The sequence below is a fragment of the Flavobacterium sp. WC2409 genome (assembly GCF_041200085.1).
GTDB lineage: Bacteria > Bacteroidota > Bacteroidia > Flavobacteriales > Flavobacteriaceae > Flavobacterium.
This window is the reverse complement of record NZ_CP165625.1, coordinates 2,754,302-2,771,604: the sequence shown is the minus strand read 5'-3', so window position 1 is coordinate 2,771,604 and position 17,303 is coordinate 2,754,302. Positions and strand designations below refer to the sequence as shown.

13 protein-coding genes are annotated in these 17,303 nt (G+C 32.0%); 7 read left to right on the top strand and 6 right to left on the bottom strand.

Annotated features, from left to right (window positions below):
* Positions 1 to 202 precede the first annotated feature (202 nt).
* The 3 genes from AB3G34_RS11950 to AB3G34_RS11940 form a co-directional block, all read right to left on the bottom strand.
* Positions 203 to 1,021 carry a hypothetical protein gene (locus tag AB3G34_RS11950; protein WP_369752566.1) on the bottom strand — a complete coding sequence of 273 codons (819 nt, stop codon included), beginning with the start codon at positions 1,019 to 1,021 and terminating at the stop codon, positions 203 to 205.
* Positions 1,022 to 1,171: 150 nt separating this feature from the next.
* Complete coding sequence (locus AB3G34_RS11945) at positions 1,172 to 2,122, bottom strand: hypothetical protein (RefSeq protein WP_369752565.1); 951 nt, start codon at positions 2,120 to 2,122, stop codon at positions 1,172 to 1,174.
* A gap of 150 nt (positions 2,123 to 2,272) precedes the next feature.
* A complete protein-coding gene (locus AB3G34_RS11940) occupies positions 2,273 to 3,325 on the bottom strand; it encodes a serine hydrolase domain-containing protein (RefSeq protein ID WP_369752564.1) in 1,053 nt (350 codons plus the stop codon).
* Positions 3,326 to 3,772: 447 nt separating this feature from the next.
* Between AB3G34_RS11940 and AB3G34_RS11935 the strand changes: the two genes are divergently transcribed.
* The 6 genes from AB3G34_RS11935 (at position 3,773) to AB3G34_RS11910 (ending at position 9,943) form a co-directional block, all read left to right on the top strand.
* On the top strand, positions 3,773 to 5,098 hold the full coding sequence (locus AB3G34_RS11935; RefSeq protein ID WP_369752563.1) for a trigger factor: 1,326 nt from the start codon (positions 3,773 to 3,775) through the stop codon (positions 5,096 to 5,098).
* A gap of 389 nt (positions 5,099 to 5,487) precedes the next feature.
* A complete protein-coding gene (gene clpP, locus AB3G34_RS11930) occupies positions 5,488 to 6,162 on the top strand; it encodes an ATP-dependent Clp endopeptidase proteolytic subunit ClpP (protein WP_367755229.1) in 675 nt (224 codons plus the stop codon).
* An 87-nt stretch (positions 6,163 to 6,249) separates the two neighbouring features.
* A complete protein-coding gene (gene clpX / locus AB3G34_RS11925) occupies positions 6,250 to 7,482 on the top strand; it encodes an ATP-dependent Clp protease ATP-binding subunit ClpX (protein WP_369752562.1) in 1,233 nt (410 codons plus the stop codon).
* Positions 7,483 to 7,643: 161 nt separating this feature from the next.
* Entirely contained in the window at positions 7,644 to 8,876 is a 1,233-nt protein-coding gene (gene serB, locus AB3G34_RS11920) for a phosphoserine phosphatase SerB (RefSeq protein ID WP_367772062.1), read from the top strand.
* 192 nt (positions 8,877 to 9,068) lie between these two features.
* Positions 9,069 to 9,479, top strand: coding sequence for a VOC family protein (locus AB3G34_RS11915; RefSeq protein WP_369752561.1), 411 nt, complete (start codon positions 9,069 to 9,071; stop codon positions 9,477 to 9,479).
* A gap of 29 nt (positions 9,480 to 9,508) precedes the next feature.
* Positions 9,509 to 9,943: a VOC family protein gene (locus AB3G34_RS11910; RefSeq protein WP_369752560.1), complete on the top strand. Its 435-nt coding sequence runs from the start codon at positions 9,509 to 9,511 to the stop codon at positions 9,941 to 9,943.
* Positions 9,944 to 10,097: 154 nt separating this feature from the next.
* Here the strand turns inward: AB3G34_RS11910 and AB3G34_RS11905 are convergent, their stop codons facing one another.
* On the bottom strand, positions 10,098 to 11,624 hold the full coding sequence (locus AB3G34_RS11905) for a GH3 auxin-responsive promoter family protein (RefSeq protein WP_369752559.1): 1,527 nt from the start codon (positions 11,622 to 11,624) through the stop codon (positions 10,098 to 10,100).
* 96 nt (positions 11,625 to 11,720) lie between these two features.
* On the opposite strand from AB3G34_RS11905, the gene AB3G34_RS11900 reads away from it, so the two are divergent.
* Entirely contained in the window at positions 11,721 to 12,515 is a 795-nt protein-coding gene (locus tag AB3G34_RS11900; protein ID WP_367772054.1) for a DUF2797 domain-containing protein, read from the top strand.
* An 84-nt stretch (positions 12,516 to 12,599) separates the two neighbouring features.
* Here AB3G34_RS11900 and AB3G34_RS11895 read toward each other — a convergent pair whose 3' ends face one another.
* Entirely contained in the window at positions 12,600 to 15,221 is a 2,622-nt protein-coding gene (locus AB3G34_RS11895) for an AsmA-like C-terminal region-containing protein (protein WP_369752558.1), read from the bottom strand.
* Between the two features lie 206 nt (positions 15,222 to 15,427).
* On the bottom strand, positions 15,428 to 17,188 hold the full coding sequence (gene sppA / locus AB3G34_RS11890) for a signal peptide peptidase SppA (protein ID WP_369752557.1): 1,761 nt from the start codon (positions 17,186 to 17,188) through the stop codon (positions 15,428 to 15,430).
* Positions 17,189 to 17,303 lie beyond the last annotated feature (115 nt).

Genomic DNA, 17,303 nt, shown 5'->3' with positions numbered 1-17,303 from the left:
TTTCTAATTATTTTAAAAGTAGATGATCATTAATTAACTAAATTTCCTGTTGCTCTTTTTTTACTTTGTGTTCACGAGCGAGACGCTCGCGCCAGCAAGGGCGGAATTTTATACTCGAAAAATAACCGACATATAACCCTCTTAAAAGTTGTTGATAACTTAATGATGCTTTACATAGGAACAGCTGTTGTGCGATTGCTATTTACCATATAATTTTATCGTTTTTACTATCATAACTTTTGCTGTCAAATGTTTCTACTTCTACAAAACTTTTGTCAGCAACTCTTTTGAAAATTGATTTTCTTGCAGCAAAAAACTCAATTTTATTATCAACTACATCTTGCCAAAGTACAATATTTGTTCCACTAAATTCAGATTTGACACTTGCATAAATAATTCCATCTATTTCTGGAAATTGTTCTTTTATGTAATTTGAATATGCACAAGTTATTTTGTAATTTGATTTATGTTTTTCTAAATCAAGTGTGAATTCATTTGCTATAAATTCATTTAAGATTTTTACATCTTCAAAATGTTCACTATCATCTAATTTATTATAATCTTCTTTCAATTTGTCAAATTCACTGTTGATTCCAAAATTCTCATTTTTTGGTAAAATCACAGCAAGTTTTAATTTCTGATTAACATTCCAAGTTCCAATAGTTAATATTTCATCATTACTTTCATCATTACCACGGAATACAGAAACAATTTCGGCTATTCCAGTAGTTTGATTTTCATTATCATTGCAATAAAAATATCCTTGCCCAGGTTCATTTAATCTACCAAAATTATTTATGTTTAATATATCTTTTCTGTATGTTAGTTCTTCCGAACTTTCAAAAAAATCCTCATCGTTATAATGTTTTCTATATCTAATCAATCTAAAAGGTTGGAATTCTGAATATATGATTGGAATTATTTGATTTTTTAAAATGTTTTTAATATGTGTATAACTTGAAATAGAATTATCTTCTTTCAATTCTTTTAATTTAGCAATGATTTGTTCAGATGTTCTCATTTTTTTTTTAGCTATCGCACAACGTTTTGCCTGCTTTGAGATGGCTGGAAAATCGTAACCGCTCAGTTTTCGGCTTAACGAAAACTTGATGCGAAACGGTAATCCCACTAAATTCCAGCTAGCTCAAAGCATCTATGTGCGTTCGTTTTTTTATTTTTTTTCAACTTTTTTTAATTTTCGATCAACGTGGATTACGTTTTGATTGTTCAATTGTTGATTTCCGTATTTAAATATTATATCATCTTTTATACTGTAAATTATATTTTCATATTTTTCATCAAATAATCCATTTTTTCCTTCTGGATAAGAATTATAAACATCTTTATTTTCTAATTTGACTTTGTTTGATTTTGAGAAAAAATTTATATATGCCTTTTCAGCATCATAATAAATTGATTCGTTATTGGGTAATTTGAATAGATTTTTATTTTCTAAATAATCACTTGGACTTATTGTTTTTACTTCATGTATGTCACTAATTTCTAGCAAACAGATACAAAGTTCTTTTGAAATTTGCATTCCTTTTTGGAATGGTTGAGTTGTTGTTAAAATTCTTTGAATATTACTATGGCTTTTAATCCGCCTACCTATAAATTGTTTTACTGAATGACCAATATATTTAATATCGAATTCTAAAAATTTATTAATTTCTCCATTTAGATTTACTTGCCATGTTTTGTTACTATACTTTTGTAAAATTGTATCAGGTGTCAATAATTTTGTAAAATTTTTTTCTTCGGGAATTTTTACGATTATTACATCAATGAAATTATTGAGATTATTTTCATCCTTTAGGCTTTTATTGTAACAAAGATGAAATTCAATATTCATTATTTTATCAAATTCAATTACGTCTTTTTGATATAATGGCAATTCAAATTCAATATAATTCTCAGTATATGGTTGAACAATTTCTCCTTTTATAAGCTTTGAAGTATAAATTAAATTTCTGAAGATTAAACAAGGTCGTTGAAGAATAAAATATAAAGAGGCATTTTCTGCGATTCTTTTTAATTCTATATCTTCATATAAATAACTAAAATCGTCAAGGTTAAAAATACCCAGTGGATTTTCAAATTCTACATGAATGTTTTTCTGCACTTTCTTTTGTTTAAAATGACGCACAACGTTATGCCACTTAGCGAGGTTGTGGACTTTTGAAAACGAGTACTTTCTGCTGAACGTAAACGTTATTAAAAACGATAATTCCACTAAAACCACAATCTCGCTAAATGGCGGTTAGGCGATCGGTTATTTTTCAATTATTTTGTTCGGAAGTTTATATTTTTGGTTTTTCAATATGGCCATAATCGCATCTGAAATTTCAAAAACTTTTCCGTTATAGTTATTGTCTAACAGAATTATTGTAAACTTTTTATTAATATCTGAAACTAAAATTGTTTCGTAATTTCCAGCTCTTCCATGGTGTAAATGCTCAATCAAGTTTTCGTTTTTATATTTTGCTTGTCCCAAAGCTGATTGAGTTTCTTCCAAATCAAATTGTTGACCTATTTCATAAATGGACTTTTTATTAATTACTTTATTGTTATGAAGACAATTTGACCATTTTAATAAATCAATAGTTGTGAGGTAAGTTCCTCCTGTTATTGGTAAATCTGTTTTGTCAGGCACTAAATTATTATTAAATCCTTTAGCTATATTTTTTTCGCCGACTAACGGAGTCAATTCAGCCAAATCCATTTCACAAGGCTTGAATATGAATTTTTCCGCATAAGTTTTAAAAGGCATTTTAGTTAATCGTTCTACAATAAACTGTCTTAAAAAAATATTATTATTGTTATAATCGTAATTTGTACCTGGTTTAAAATCAAGCGTGTCAATGAGCATTAAACCATCAAAAAGGTCTTTGTCATTTTTAATACTTTTCCAATTTACATTAGGTATTCCACTTTTGTACTGTAATAAATCTTCAATCGCAACTTCATTTGCCCATTTTTTTAATTCGGGAATAAATTGCGAAACCTTATCGCTGAGTTTTAGTTTACCTTGTTCTTGTAATTGCATTAAAGCAACCGCACTAAATTCTTTTGTAATTGATCCAATATTAAATCTGTACTCAGTCGTTAATTTTTTCGTTTTAGTTGCATCAGTAAATCCAAATGAAGCGTTGTATATAATTTTATTATTTTTTGAAACAAGTACATTTCCATTAAAAATTCCAATTTGATTTGACCACTTCATTAAAGAGTCAATTTGGTTAATTTGTTTAGTTTGAGCAAATACATTATTTGTCAGAAGTAATAGAACTATATAATTTAAGAATAATTGTTTATTATATTGCATAATTTGATTTCTTGTTTTCTTTACGGTTTTTGGGTTAACTGTCGCCTAACTTGTATATATCATCAAATATATACAACTTTTTCCGCTTTCTATTTATGGAATGTAATTGTTTTCTTTCGAATCGTGTTGATTTGAAACTTGGGGTTGACTTTAAGACTTTCGACTTTCTAACTTTTGACTAGGAACTGCGTGAAGGATGGCAGTGGAGCTCTTTATTGTTTTATCCCGCAGGGTAAAACAATAAAAGCGGGAACGAACAGCCTGACCCGCACTTTTTAGGAAGGGTCACGCCCAAATGCTTAGGAAAATCTTTGTTATTGCAGTGTAAAACGCATAGAAATTTCATTCTGTATTGGCGCTTCAGTATCGGCGGTAAAAAAGCTTGGTTGGCTTGGAAAAATTTTATAATTTTGCAGGCGAATTTTATCATGTAAATTAAAGAAGAAGATGGATATCAAAAGAGTAGCAATAGACGCTGTAAACGAAACGATTGTAATGACAGTGGTTCACATGGATTACAAAGGTCAAGTAGCAAAAAGAATAAACGAAAAAATGCCTTTGGCAACAGTTAAAGGATTTAGAAAAGGAGCTGTGCCTAAAGATCTTGTTGAAAAACAATACGGTAAAGCGATAAAAGAAGAAGAAGTTAAAAAAGTGGTTGACTTGGCTTTAGAGCGTTTTGTACAATCAGAAAGATTAAACCTTCTTGGGACTCCACTTCCTAAAGTAAACGAAAACTTTGATTGGGCTGCTGAAGAATTGGTTTTTGAATATGAAATTGGTTTGGTTCCTAACTTCGAATTGGATTTAGAGGCTAAAAACGATATCGTGAAATATGTAGTTACTGCTGACGATAAATTAATCGATGGTCAAGTAGCTCGTATCCAAAAACAATTTGGTACTGCAATTCCTCAAGAGGTTGTTGCAGCTGACTCGGATGTTACTGGAACATTCTCTAACGAAGAAAAAGGAATTAATAACGCAACTACTATTGCTGCTGATCTTTTTAAAGACAAAGCGACTTTTGATTTATTCATTGGTAAAAAAGTAGGTGACGTGGTTACTGTAAATACTAAAGGTTTATTTGAAGACGACCACCAATTGATGGACGTAATGAAAGTAAGTCATGATGATGTTCACGGTTTAGATGCTGATGTAAACTTCACTATTGAAGCAATCAACGCAGCGGAACTAGCTGAATTGAATCAAGAATTGTTTGACAAATTGTTTGGTGCTGGAACTGTAGCTTCATTAGATGAGTTGAAAGCAAAAATCAAAGAAGATGCTGAGGCGCAATTTGCAACTCAAGCGGACCAAAAATTATTAGGAGATGTTACTGAGTTCTTAATCGAAAACACAAAATTTGATTTGCCTTCAGAATTCTTGAAAAAATGGTTGCAAACTGTTGGAGAGAAAAAATTATCTCCTGAGGAAGCTGAAGTTGAATATGCACGTTCTGAAAAAGGATTGCGTTTTCAATTGATCGAAGGTAGAGCAATGGCTCAATCAGACATCAAAATCACTTTTGAAGATTTGAAAACATTTACTACAAAAAACATCCGTCAGCAAATGGCACAATTCGGACAAACAAATCCTACGGACGAAGAAGTTCAAGGAATTGTTGCAAGAGTTTTGTCTAACCAAGACGAAGTAAAAAGACTTTCTGACCAAGTGGTTGCTGAAAAATTGTTGGAATTGTTCAAAGAAAAAGCACAACCAACTACTAAAGAAGTTACTTACGACGAATTTATCGCTGCGTCTTACGGAGAATAAATTTTAGTCCTTAAAGTCAAAAGTCATAAAGTCAAATGTCAAAAATTATGATTTTATTACAAAGACTAAATAATAAAAAATAGTTATATTTGAGCGTCAAATGAATTTTTTTCTTTGACGCTCTTTTATTTGAATCAATTTCAGAAGCTAATCCAGCTCTTCGTTTCAAGTTTTTTCAACTGTTTCAGTTTTTATTCTTCTTGTAAGAGCTTCTTTCAGTCGCTTTACAAGAATGAAAAAACTAAAAAACAGTTTTCAAAAAGCTTTACACTGCGATCTGGGCTAGAAAAGGAGACAAATTGACATTATTTGTATTTAGGGTATGAACTTTGACTTACGGATTATGTAACTTTCAGACTTTAGACTTTCAAACTTTTAAACTTATAAAAATGAACTACGGTAAAGAATTTAAAAAATTTGCTACAAAGCATCAAGGAGTAAATGCAATGTATTACGATAAAATCGTAGCAGCAATGAATCCTACAAATATGACTCCATACATCATCGAGGAGCGCCAGTTGAACATCTCTCAATTAGACGTTTTCTCAAGATTGATGATGGACAGAATTATTTTTCTAGGTACAGGAATTGATGACCAAATTGCAAATATCGTTCAAGCACAATTATTATTCTTAGAAAGCGCTGATGCTTCTAAAGATATCCAAATTTACTTAAACTCTCCAGGAGGAAGTGTTTATGCTGGTTTAGGAATCTATGACACGATGCAATACATCAAGCCAGATGTAGCGACTATTTGTACAGGAATGGCAGCTTCTATGGGAGCGGTTTTATTATGTGCAGGAGCAGCAGGAAAGCGTTCGGCATTGCCACATTCAAGAGTAATGATTCACCAACCATCAGGAGGAGCACAAGGTGTAGCAACTGATATGGAAATCAACTTACGTGAAATGTTGAAACTAAAAGACGAATTGTATAAAATCATTTCGCACCATTCAGGACAAACATTCGAAAAAGTACACAACGATAGCGAACGTGACTACTGGATGATTGCTGATGAGGCAAAAGAATACGGAATGATTGATGAAGTTTTAAGAAGGAGTTAAAAAAAATAGTTACAAGTTTAAGGTTTAAGGTTTAAGGTTGCTGTGGTAACTTTAAACTTTAAACGTTTAAACTTTAAACAAAAAAAGATGGCAAAAGAAAAATTAGAATGCTCATTTTGTGGAAGGAAAAAACCGGAAACCCAACTATTAATAGCTGGAATAGATGCGCATATCTGTGATAAATGTATCGAACAAGCGCATGGAATTGTACTGGAAGAAATAAAATCATCGGGCAGTTCTAAATTAGTAGGGGATCTTATTTTAAAGAAACCAAAAGAGATTAGAGCGTTCTTAGACCAATACGTTATTGGGCAAGACCAAACTAAAAAAGTAATGTCGGTGGCAGTTTACAATCACTACAAACGTTTAATGCAACAGCAATTAGATGATGAAGTAGAGATTGAAAAAAGTAATATCATCATGGTAGGACAAACTGGAACTGGAAAAACATTAGTAGCTAAAACCATTGCTAAAATGTTAGACGTTCCTTTGGCTATTGTAGATGCTACGGTACTTACTGAAGCTGGTTATGTGGGTGAAGATGTCGAAAGTATTTTGACTCGTTTACTACAAGCTGCGGATTATGATGTAGCTAAAGCAGAACGCGGAATTGTATTTATTGACGAAATAGACAAAATTGCTCGTAAGAGTGATAATCCATCTATTACACGTGATGTTTCAGGTGAAGGAGTACAACAAGCCTTATTGAAATTACTAGAAGGAACGGTAGTTAATGTACCACCAAAAGGAGGACGTAAACACCCAGACCAAAAATTTGTTGAGGTAAATACACAAAATATTTTGTTTATTGCTGGTGGTGCTTTTGATGGAATCGAAAGAATTATTTCGAAACGATTGAACCGTCAAGCGGTTGGTTATTCTACTTCTAAAAATGTGGATAACATTGATAAAGACAATTTGTTGCAATACATTATTCCAAAAGACATCAAAGATTTTGGATTAATTCCTGAGATTATTGGTCGTTTGCCAGTGTTAACGCACATGGATCCATTAGACAGAGAAACATTAAGAGCGATTTTAACTCAGCCTAAGAATGCTTTAATCAAACAATATCAAAAATTATTTTTGATGGATGAAGTAGATTTCAGCATTACTGATGAAGCATTGGACTTTATTGTTGATAAAGCATTAGAATACAAATTAGGGGCTCGTGGATTGCGTTCTCTATGTGAAGCGATATTGACGGATGCGATGTATGAACTACCAAGTTCTGATGACAAAATATTAGAAATTGATGTTGATTATGCTAAAGAAACGTTGAATAGAAATTTATTGAAACGTTTGGAAATTGCTTCTTAAAGATTGCGTTTTTCTCAAAAATATAAACCTGTTCATTGATTTGAACAGGTTTTTTTATGGGTACTTTACACTATTTGTTATTGTAAAAAAAAACAAACATTATTCTTTTATATCTACAATAGATTGCCGATTTTTGTTCGCGTAAATCAATATTAAACAAAATGATAACAGAAGATAAAGAGATTATTTTATTAAAAGTTTCTGGTCAGGATAAGCCTGGTGTAACAGCTGGTTTAACTTCTATATTAGCAACTTATGATGCTATTGTTTTAGATATTGGTCAAGCTGATATTCATGATACACTTTCTCTAGGAATTTTATTCGAAATACAATCGGGTTCTTCTTCAGCACCTGTTTTAAAGGATTTATTGTTTAAAGCCTATGAGCTGGGAATCAAAGTGAAGTTTATTCCAATCACAATCCCAGATTATGAAATTTGGGTAAAAGCGCAACGCAAGCAACGTTACATCATCAATATTTTGGGAGAAACATTGACAGCTGTTCAATTAGCGGCGGTTACTAAAATCATGTCGGATCAAAATTTAAATATTGATGCTATCAAAAGATTAACGGGTAGAACTTCTGTTGTAGAAAAGGAGGAATTTCCTCGTTCTTGTGTACAATTATCCGTAACAGGTAATATTGTAGATAAAACGTTGATGACAGCTAGTTTTATGGAAATTTCCAGAACTTTAGATGTCGATATTTCTTTTCAAGAAGACAATATGTACCGAAGAAACAGACGATTGGTTTGTTTCGATATGGATTCTACTTTAATTCAAACGGAAGTAATTGACGAATTAGCGGATCTTGCAGGAGTAGGGGAGCAGGTGAGAGCCATCACTGAATCAGCGATGAACGGCGAAATTGATTTTAGCGAAAGCTTCAAGAAACGTATGGCTTTGCTTGAAGGTTTAAGTGAAGAGGTTTTACAAAAAGTAGCTGTTAATTTACCAATAACGCAAGGAGCACATCGCTTGATGAAAGCCCTGAAGTATTATGGATACAAAACGGCTATATTATCTGGTGGATTTACCTATTTTGGTAAATATTTGCAAAAGGAATTGGGGATCGATTACGTTCATGCCAATGAATTAGAGATTATTGATGGAAAACTAACAGGAAAATATATAGGGGAAATTGTTGATGGAGCTAAAAAAGCCGAATACCTACAAGCCATTGCCGATAAAGAAGGAATACACATCAACCAAACCATTGCAGTAGGTGATGGAGCCAATGATTTGCCAATGTTAAACTTGGCAGGTTTAGGAATTGCTTTTCATGCTAAACCTACAGTAAAAGAAAGTGCTTCTACTTCAATCTCTAGTTTGGGTCTTGATGGCGTTTTGTACCTTTTGGGGTATCATGATAGACATATTGATATGATGGAGTAATATTAATATTATTATTATTATAAAAGTTATAAATGGCCTTAGTTCTTATGGAATTAAGGCTTTTTTTTGTTAATATTTTCATTAAAAAAGGATTTGATTTTAAATAAGTTGTAATTTTAATATTCGTTTTTTATTAATAATAGTAAACTTCAATTGAACACGGATACTGAAAACAATTTAAAAGGTAGTAAAATGACAAAACAAATCTGGCTTAATTTACCTGTTAAGGATGTTAAGAAATCAAAAGTATTCTTTGAGAAAATAGGCTTTTCTTTTAATGATAAAAATGAAACAGCGCATTCGGTTTGTATGATAGTAGGAGATAAAAATTTTGTGGTCATGCTTTTTGAGGAATCTGTTTTTGGTCAATTTTCACAAAATAAAATTACCGATACTAAATCTAGTTCGGAAATATTAATTTCGTTAGATGCAGAAAGTAAGAAAGAAGTAAATGAATTGGCAAAAAAAGTAACTGATGCTGGTGGTGGTGTTTTTTCTAAACCTGCTGAAAATGAAGGATGGATGTATGGCTTTGGTTTCGCAGATTTAGATGGACATCGTTGGAATGTTTTATATATGGATTTTGGAAAACTTCAAAAGTAGATAATTTAATAATTTAAAAAAATAGAATTATGGCAACAATCAATCCTTATTTAATTTTTAATGGCAATTGCGAAGAAGCATTTTTATTTTACCAATCAGTATTTGGGGGTGAATTTCCTTATGTCGGAAAATTTAAAGACATGCCAGCTGGCGATGGTAACCCAGCACTTTCTGAAGAAGACGCCAATAAAATCATGCACATTAGATTGCCAATGGGTAAAGGAACAGAATTAATGGGTAGTGACAGTAATTCAGCAAGTGGCGCCGTTGTTTTTGGAGGAAATGTTTCTCTTTCTATCAATGCTGAAAGTAAAGAAGAAGCGGATAAATTGTTTGACGGACTGTCTGCGGCAGGGAATCCTTTTATGCCAATGAATAAAACGTTTTGGGGGGCTTATTTTGGAATGTTTGTGGATAAATTTGGAATTCACTGGATGGTGAATTTTGATGAAAATGAAAATTAATTCTCATTAAAAACAAGGGTATGCTTCTTAATTTCCATAGATTTTAGATGATGAGGAGCTTTGCATATTCCTCTGGCGCCACATCGCATGCGGTGTGGTCCGCAGGAGGCAAGTAGGGTAATACTAACTAATAAAAGTAAGACTTTTTTCATTTTTAGTAGATCACTTTAATCTGCATTTGTTTTAAATCTTCTAAATAATCACGCTGATTGGACAAGCGAGGAATTTTATGTTGCCCTCCCAATTTATGCCTGTCTTTCAACCAATCGTAAAATAAATTTTCACGAGCTATATTAATTACTAACGGATTTAACGTCATGTTATTGTGTCTTTTAGCTTCGTAATCTGAATTTAAAGACTGTAAAGTTTCATCTAATACTTTTTGAAAAAGAACCATATCAGTAGGTTTTCTCTTAAATTCTATCATCCATTCGTGAGCTCCTTTTTCTTTATCAACCATGAATATGGGAGCAACAGTATAATCAACTATTTCAGAATGGGTAATGCAACAGGCTTTAGCAATGGCCTGATCCGTATTCTCGACCATCAATTCTTCACCAAAAACATTAATATGATGTTTGGTTCGGCCAGTCACTCGAATTCGGTACGGATTTAAAGATGTGAAACGTACCGTATCACCTATTAAGTAACGCCACAAGCCAGAATTAGTAGTAATAACAATGGCGTAATTTTTAAACAATTCAACATCTGCCAATCGAATGGTTTTTTGATTGGGAGTCCCAAAGGTGTCCATTGGAATAAATTCATAAAAAATTCCATAATCCAACATCAGTAACAAATCACTAGAATTGTTCAAATCTTGAATGGCAAAAAAGCCTTCGGAAGCATTGTATATTTCGTAATATTTAAAATCTTTTTTAGGTAGAATTTTTTGGTATTGTTCGCGGTATGGATCAAAATTAACACCTCCATGAAAATACACTTCAAGATTAGGCCAGATTTCAAATAGATTTCCTTTGCCTGTTTCCTCTAGCATTTTATTCATTAAGACCAACATCCAGGATGGAACACCAGCAAAACTGGTTACATTTTCTTTCTTAGTTTCATTTATAATTGCTGCGATTTTAGTTTCCCATTCACTCATAAGCGAAATTTTGCTGCTAGGCGTACTACTAAATTCTGCCCAAATAGGCATATTTTCAATCAAAATAGCAGATAAATCTCCAAAAAAACTACTGTTGTTTTCATAGATCTGAGAGCTCCCGCCAAGGCGAAGGCTTTTGCCTAAAAATAATTCTGAATTCTCATTGTTGTTTAAATACAGGCATAATAAATCCTTACTTCCTTTGTAATGACAATCTTCTAATGCCTCATTACTTACTGGAATGAACTTGCTTTTTGCATTGGTTGTTCCGCTTGATTTTGCAAACCATTTAATGGGCGTTTCCCAAAATAAATTTTGTTCTCCATTTCGGGTTCGTTCAATTAAGGGGTTGATGTCTTCGTAACAAGTGACCGGAACTCTTTCGCTAAAAGTAGCGTACGAGTTTATTGATGCAAAATCATAATCTTTACCTAGAACGGTGTTCTTTGAAGAATGGATTAAATTCATAAGCAATTCCTCCTGAACCTCATTTGGGTATTTCAGGAAAAGTTCTATCTGATGGATTCGTTGTTTTAAAACCCAAGATGCAAACGAATTGATTATAGTTAATGGCATTTTTTAAAATTGGCGTTATGAAATTAGCATTATGAATGATAACTTTACCAAAAATAACAAAATTTGCCAAACATCAAACTTTAAACTTTAAACTTAATGCAATACGAAGGTGTACTTACTAAAATGCAAACTGAATTTGGAAATCCAATTCAATATTATTTAGTTTTCGAGGACGGTTTTTTAAATGTCAATCAATTATTAGATAAAAAAATTGAAATTGACTTTGTAGGGTATCAATGTTTGAATTGTGGAAAGAAGAAAAAAATATTTAGACAAGGATGTTGTTATGATTGTTTTTATTCCAGTGCTTCGGTTGGGGATTGGATTATGAAACCCGAATTAAGTACAGCACATTTAGGAATTGAAGATAGGGATTTGGCCTATGAAGAGAAAGTACAGTTGCAACCCCACATAGTCTATTTGGCTTTGTCTAGTGAAGTAAAAGTAGGAGTGACAAGAAAAACTCAAGTACCTACAAGATGGATCGACCAAGGAGCAAATGAAGCTATTTCAATTGTTGAGGTACCTAATCGCTATTTAGCTGGAATTACGGAGGTAGCGCTGAAAAATTATTATGCTGATAAAACCAACTGGCGTAAAATGCTTACCAATAATGTGGAACATGTAGACTTAATTGCCGAACGTTTAAAACTAGAAAATTTGATTCCAAAAGAGGTTCATGAGTATTTCTTTTTGAATAAAAATGACTTGTATGAAATGCATTATCCAGTGTTGGAATATCCCACAAAAGTGAAAAGTTTAAGTCTGGACAAAACGCCTAGTTTTCAGGGGAAATTAACAGGGATTAAAGGGCAGTATCTTTTATTTGAAGATGGAACTGTTTTTAATATCCGTAGTTCTGAAGGATATGTGGTAAAGATTTTAGTTTAAAATTAAATCGTATAATGAAATGAAAAAGGGGAATCTCAATGCTGAGATTCCCCTTTTTCATTACTGTTCAAATAAGGTTTTTAATTAATTTACTTTGGTTGTATCGACCACTTTTTTCTTTTTATTAAAAAAACCATTCAGTAAATCGGTAGCTTTCGTTTTTACTTGTTCAGTAGCTTTTGTTTTAATTTCTTCTTTGGTAACTGGGATAACTGTTTTTGTAGTATCACCAGGTTTTTTATTTTTATTGATTAAATCAGTCAAAGCAGAAGTTCCTTGTTTTACTAGTCGCTCTTTTTGTTGTTGAACTAATTGATTTGTCAAATTAGTAACCGCTGTTTTAATGTCAGTTGTAATTTTTGGAGAAGTGAAATTCCCAGTTAAAACAGCATTAATAGGGATGCTTTCCATTTTTGCAGCATCTGCAGGAGATAATCTAGCTATAAGTGCATTGGCTTCAGTTCCTAAGTATTTAGCAGGAACATCAAATTTTAAATTATAATTCATGCTTTGATCAAATCCATGCGTTCCGCCTATAGTTGCTTTAATGTCTTTGTATTTGATGTCAAATGGTTTTACATTCACTTTTCCATTTTCAAAAGTAATGGCTGCTTTTAAATCATTCAAATTAATTTTACTAACATCAATGAATTTCAAATTAGATCCCAATGCTGTTAGCAAAGTAGAGTTGGTTGAATTTAACGTAGTTGATAACAATTGTCCTAATAAATCTCCAGTCAATGTTTTTAAATCTGGGCTCATAGAATCTGTAAGATTTCCATTTAATTTAATGGTGGAGTTTAATTTTCCATTAATGATACCAGCTATTGGAGCAATCTTTTTTAACATGTCCAGTTGGGTAAAAGATTGTGCAATATCCACTTGATTTAAACCTAAGTTCATTTCAAAAGTTGGTGTTTTTCCTTTTGTGGAAACGGCACCATTCAACCCAATTGTTCCACCAAAAATTGACGTTTTAACATTTTCCATGGTCATTTTTTCGTCTTTTACGATCAATTTTCCAGACACCTCTTTCAATGTTAAATTATCATATAAAACGGTATTTGCTTTTGCAGTAAGCGAACAGTTCAAGAAAGCAGGGATTTTCATGGCTTCTGCTTTTTTACTTTCAGTTCCTGATTTAGTTTCAGGTGTCATAAAATCACTTACGGCCAATTGATTTGAATTCAAATTAAAATTCCCTTTCAATTCTTGGTTTTTAAATATAAAACCATAGAAATTTTCTAAAACTCCCGTTATAGCTAAATCACTTTTTCCAGTTGTTGCATTAAATTGTTTTAAATTTACTTGACTAGGATTGAATTGCACTAATGCATTACTGATATTCATTGATTTGCCGTTTTCATCTACATATTTAAAACCAGACAAACTCATTGTACCAGCATTATTGATGTTTTGATATTCGCTTTTTTCAACAGATTGCATGTCAAATTTTGTCGTCACATCCGCTTTTAGAATTCCTGATAAGGGTTTATCTAATTTAATTGGATAGGCTTGCGATAAATTGGACAAATTGATTGTCCCTTTTAGTACGGCATCCACAATTGCATTTTGTGTTACGTTTTTAATATTAGCTTTAGCATTAAAAACATCTTGATCTATTTTGAAAGATAGCTTGTCTAAATTGATGTAAGTATCGTTTAAAACCCCTGTTTCATTGATAATTTTAGTGTCAATTACAATATTTTGTACTGATTTTGGTAAGTCTGGATATTTAAAGGAAGCATTATTTGATGCGATTTCAACATTGAATTTAGGCACTGTTGTGTCTGAATATAATCCTTTGGCAAAACCAGTCACGGTAAAATCACCAGTTGTTTTTACATTGTCTAAACTGGCAGCATAAGCAGCAGGTATTATTCCTAAGAAATTTTTGAATGATGAAGTTGGGGTTTTGAATTTTAAATCATATTCCTGTCCAGCATCTACAAGTTGAATAAATCCATCAAACTCTAATGGTAATTGATTGATTAAAGCTTTATTTTCCTTAAAAGTATATTTGCTTTTATCTAGATCAATTCCTAGAACAGCGTCCAATGTCAAAGGAACTTTATTCATGTAATTGACTTTATCCATATCAAGAGATACCTTGGCTGTAGACTTTGTTACTAAGTCTAATTTTTGAGCTGCAAAATCACCTGTTCCTTCATGGTTTAAACTATCGATAACCATTTTAATTTTGGACGATTCATCAAAGTATTTGAACTTGAAATTTTCAATTTTATAATTTTGAATATTTAAAGCTAAGGGACTACTTTTCGAATCAGTTTTAGAATTGTCTTTTATAGCAATATCGTAGTTGCCTATTCCATCTTTATTAAATAGAATGTTTATCAAACCATTTTTGGAAGTTATTCCTTGGATTTCCATCGCTTCATTCTTGCCTTTAAAAAGTTCTTTGATTGACATTTTTAAATTCAATTCTCCCAATGAGATTAAAGTATCTCCTTCAAACGGAGCTTTGTTGATAATAACCAGCTTATTTAATGTAACATTTGCATTCGGGAAGTTTTTAAACAAACTCAAATCAGCATCCGCAAAGGAAACTTTGGCATCTACTTTTTCATTTATAGCATCAGTAATTTTAGCCTTTATTTGATCCTTAAAGAAATAAGGAATAGCAAAAAGAGATGCCACTATTAAAAGCATTATGATTCCAACGATTTTTAATATTTTCTTTAACATAAGGTTTGCTGTTTATTTTTATTTGTAGTACAAAAATGTTGCCGTAATTTATTTACAAAAATAGCGTATTAGGGCTAAGATAATTTATAATATTTTCATAATAAGTTATATCTTTTTTGTTAGCAGTAGTTTGGTTTTAAGTCCTATAAATATAAAAAAAATCCGTCTGGTAGTTAAACGAGACGGATTAAGATAAATGTATATTATTATTTTATATTAATTTCAAATGGCATCATGGCTTGCACTCCTTTTTGTTCTTGAAATCTTTTTACTTGTTCCATTAGCATATAATTTTCTTCGCCTATTTCCTCTTTTATGAAGTTTACTTTTGATTGTGCAAACGGTAGACTAGATAATAGATCATTAAAATCTTTCTTGTACTCAGGATAGTTTTGAGTACCATATTTTTGTGTTTTACTTAACTTCGCTGCTTCTTTGATAGCATCATTCAAACTACCAATTTTATCTACAAGTCCAATTTTTAAGGCTTCTGATCCAGCCCAAACTCTTCCTTGCGCAATAGCGTCTACTTGTTCGAAAGTCATTTTACGTCCTTCGGCTACATGAGTAACAAATGTATTGTAGATATGTTCTACACCTTCAAGAGTAACCGCTTTAAATTTTTCGTCTAATGGGACAAATGGACTATAACGGGACGCATTTTCATGAGTTCGTACTTGTTCCACATTAATACCTATTTTTTTCGTCAGTTGACTGAAATTAGGTAATATTCCAAAAACACCTATAGATCCTGTAATAGTGTTGTTTTCGGCAAAAATAGTGTTCGCATTACATGCAATATAATACCCACCTGAAGCAGCATAATTTCCCATAGAAACAACCACTGGTTTTACTTTTTTAGTCAATTCGACTTCTCTCCAAATCAAATCTGAAGTCAAAGCATTTCCACCTGGACTATCAATACGAAGTACTATTGCTTTTACATCTTTATTTTTTCGGGCTTCTTGTAGAGAACGACGCATAGATCCTTCACCAATAGTATTCACATCACCTTCTCCACTTTGAATTTCGCCTTGAGCATATATGATGGCAATTTTATTTTGTGTATCAGTAACAATGGAAGTTGTTTTTATTTTTTTAGCGTAGTCAAAAACGTTCACTTTGTTGTAATCTTCGTCTTTGTCCACTTTTAATGCTTTTCTAATCGCATCATGATACACATCTTCGTAAGCAATCACATCTATTAATTTTTGCGCTTTAGCCATTTCTGGAGTTCTAGCAAGAAGACCATTAGCAATTTCATTTAATTTTTCTACGGAGACTTTTCGGCTGGAAGCAATTTCAGAAACTACAGAACCCCAAATTGAATTTAATAAAGCAGTGGTTTGCTCTCTATTGGCATCACTCATTTTGTTTTCAAGGAAAGGTTCTACTGCACTTTTGTATTTTCCATGGCGTATTACTTCCATTTTTACCCCTGTTTTTTCTTGAAAATCTTTGAAAAACATCAGTTCTGCCGATAATCCTTTGAAATCCATGTCGCCTACTGGATTTAAGTAAATCGTATTAGCAACGGAGTTTAAGTAATATTCTTTTTGCGTATAGGAATTGGCATAAGCCATAACAAATTTCCCTGATTTTTTAAAGCTTTCTAACTCATCTCTTAATTCTTTACTCTGAGCCATTCCCAGTGAAGATTCGTTATTTAAAATAGAAATCCCTTTTATGTCGCTATCATTTTTAGCGACTTCAATCGCATTAATAACATCAGATAAACCAACGCTTTTTTTGTCTGAAAAAATGTTGATCCAAGGATCTTCATATTTTCCGGCATAATCATATTTTATATCTTCTAAGTTTAATTCAATTACCGAGTTGCTTTTTATTGCTACCGCTTCCGATTCTCCTCCAAAAACAGCTGCAACAAGCACTATCCCGAAGAAAAACAACATAAAAAAGACAAACAAACCAACAATAGTTGCTAATACATTTCCTAAAAACTTCATAATCTTATTTTTTTAATATGTCGCAAAAAGCATCTAAATGTTACAGATAAGATATGTATAACCTCTAAATTTAGTTACTAACACTTTGTGCAAATATAGTTCTATTCTAAAATTG

Coding starts and splice junctions, on each gene's coding strand:
- AB3G34_RS11950 (WP_369752566.1), bottom strand. CDS start 1,021: ATGAGAACATCTGAACAAATCATTGCTAAATTAAAAGAATTGAAAGAA.
- AB3G34_RS11940 (WP_369752564.1), bottom strand. CDS start 3,325: ATGCAATATAATAAACAATTATTCTTAAATTATATAGTTCTATTACTT.
- AB3G34_RS11935 (WP_369752563.1), top strand. CDS start 3,773: ATGGATATCAAAAGAGTAGCAATAGACGCTGTAAACGAAACGATTGTA.
- clpP (WP_367755229.1), top strand. CDS start 5,488: ATGAACTACGGTAAAGAATTTAAAAAATTTGCTACAAAGCATCAAGGA.
- clpX (WP_369752562.1), top strand. CDS start 6,250: ATGGCAAAAGAAAAATTAGAATGCTCATTTTGTGGAAGGAAAAAACCG.
- serB (WP_367772062.1), top strand. CDS start 7,644: ATGATAACAGAAGATAAAGAGATTATTTTATTAAAAGTTTCTGGTCAG.
- AB3G34_RS11915 (WP_369752561.1), top strand. CDS start 9,069: ATGACAAAACAAATCTGGCTTAATTTACCTGTTAAGGATGTTAAGAAA.
- AB3G34_RS11910 (WP_369752560.1), top strand. CDS start 9,509: ATGGCAACAATCAATCCTTATTTAATTTTTAATGGCAATTGCGAAGAA.
- AB3G34_RS11905 (WP_369752559.1), bottom strand. CDS start 11,624: ATGCCATTAACTATAATCAATTCGTTTGCATCTTGGGTTTTAAAACAA.
- AB3G34_RS11900 (WP_367772054.1), top strand. CDS start 11,721: ATGCAATACGAAGGTGTACTTACTAAAATGCAAACTGAATTTGGAAAT.
- AB3G34_RS11895 (WP_369752558.1), bottom strand. CDS start 15,221: ATGTTAAAGAAAATATTAAAAATCGTTGGAATCATAATGCTTTTAATA.
- sppA (WP_369752557.1), bottom strand. CDS start 17,188: ATGAAGTTTTTAGGAAATGTATTAGCAACTATTGTTGGTTTGTTTGTC.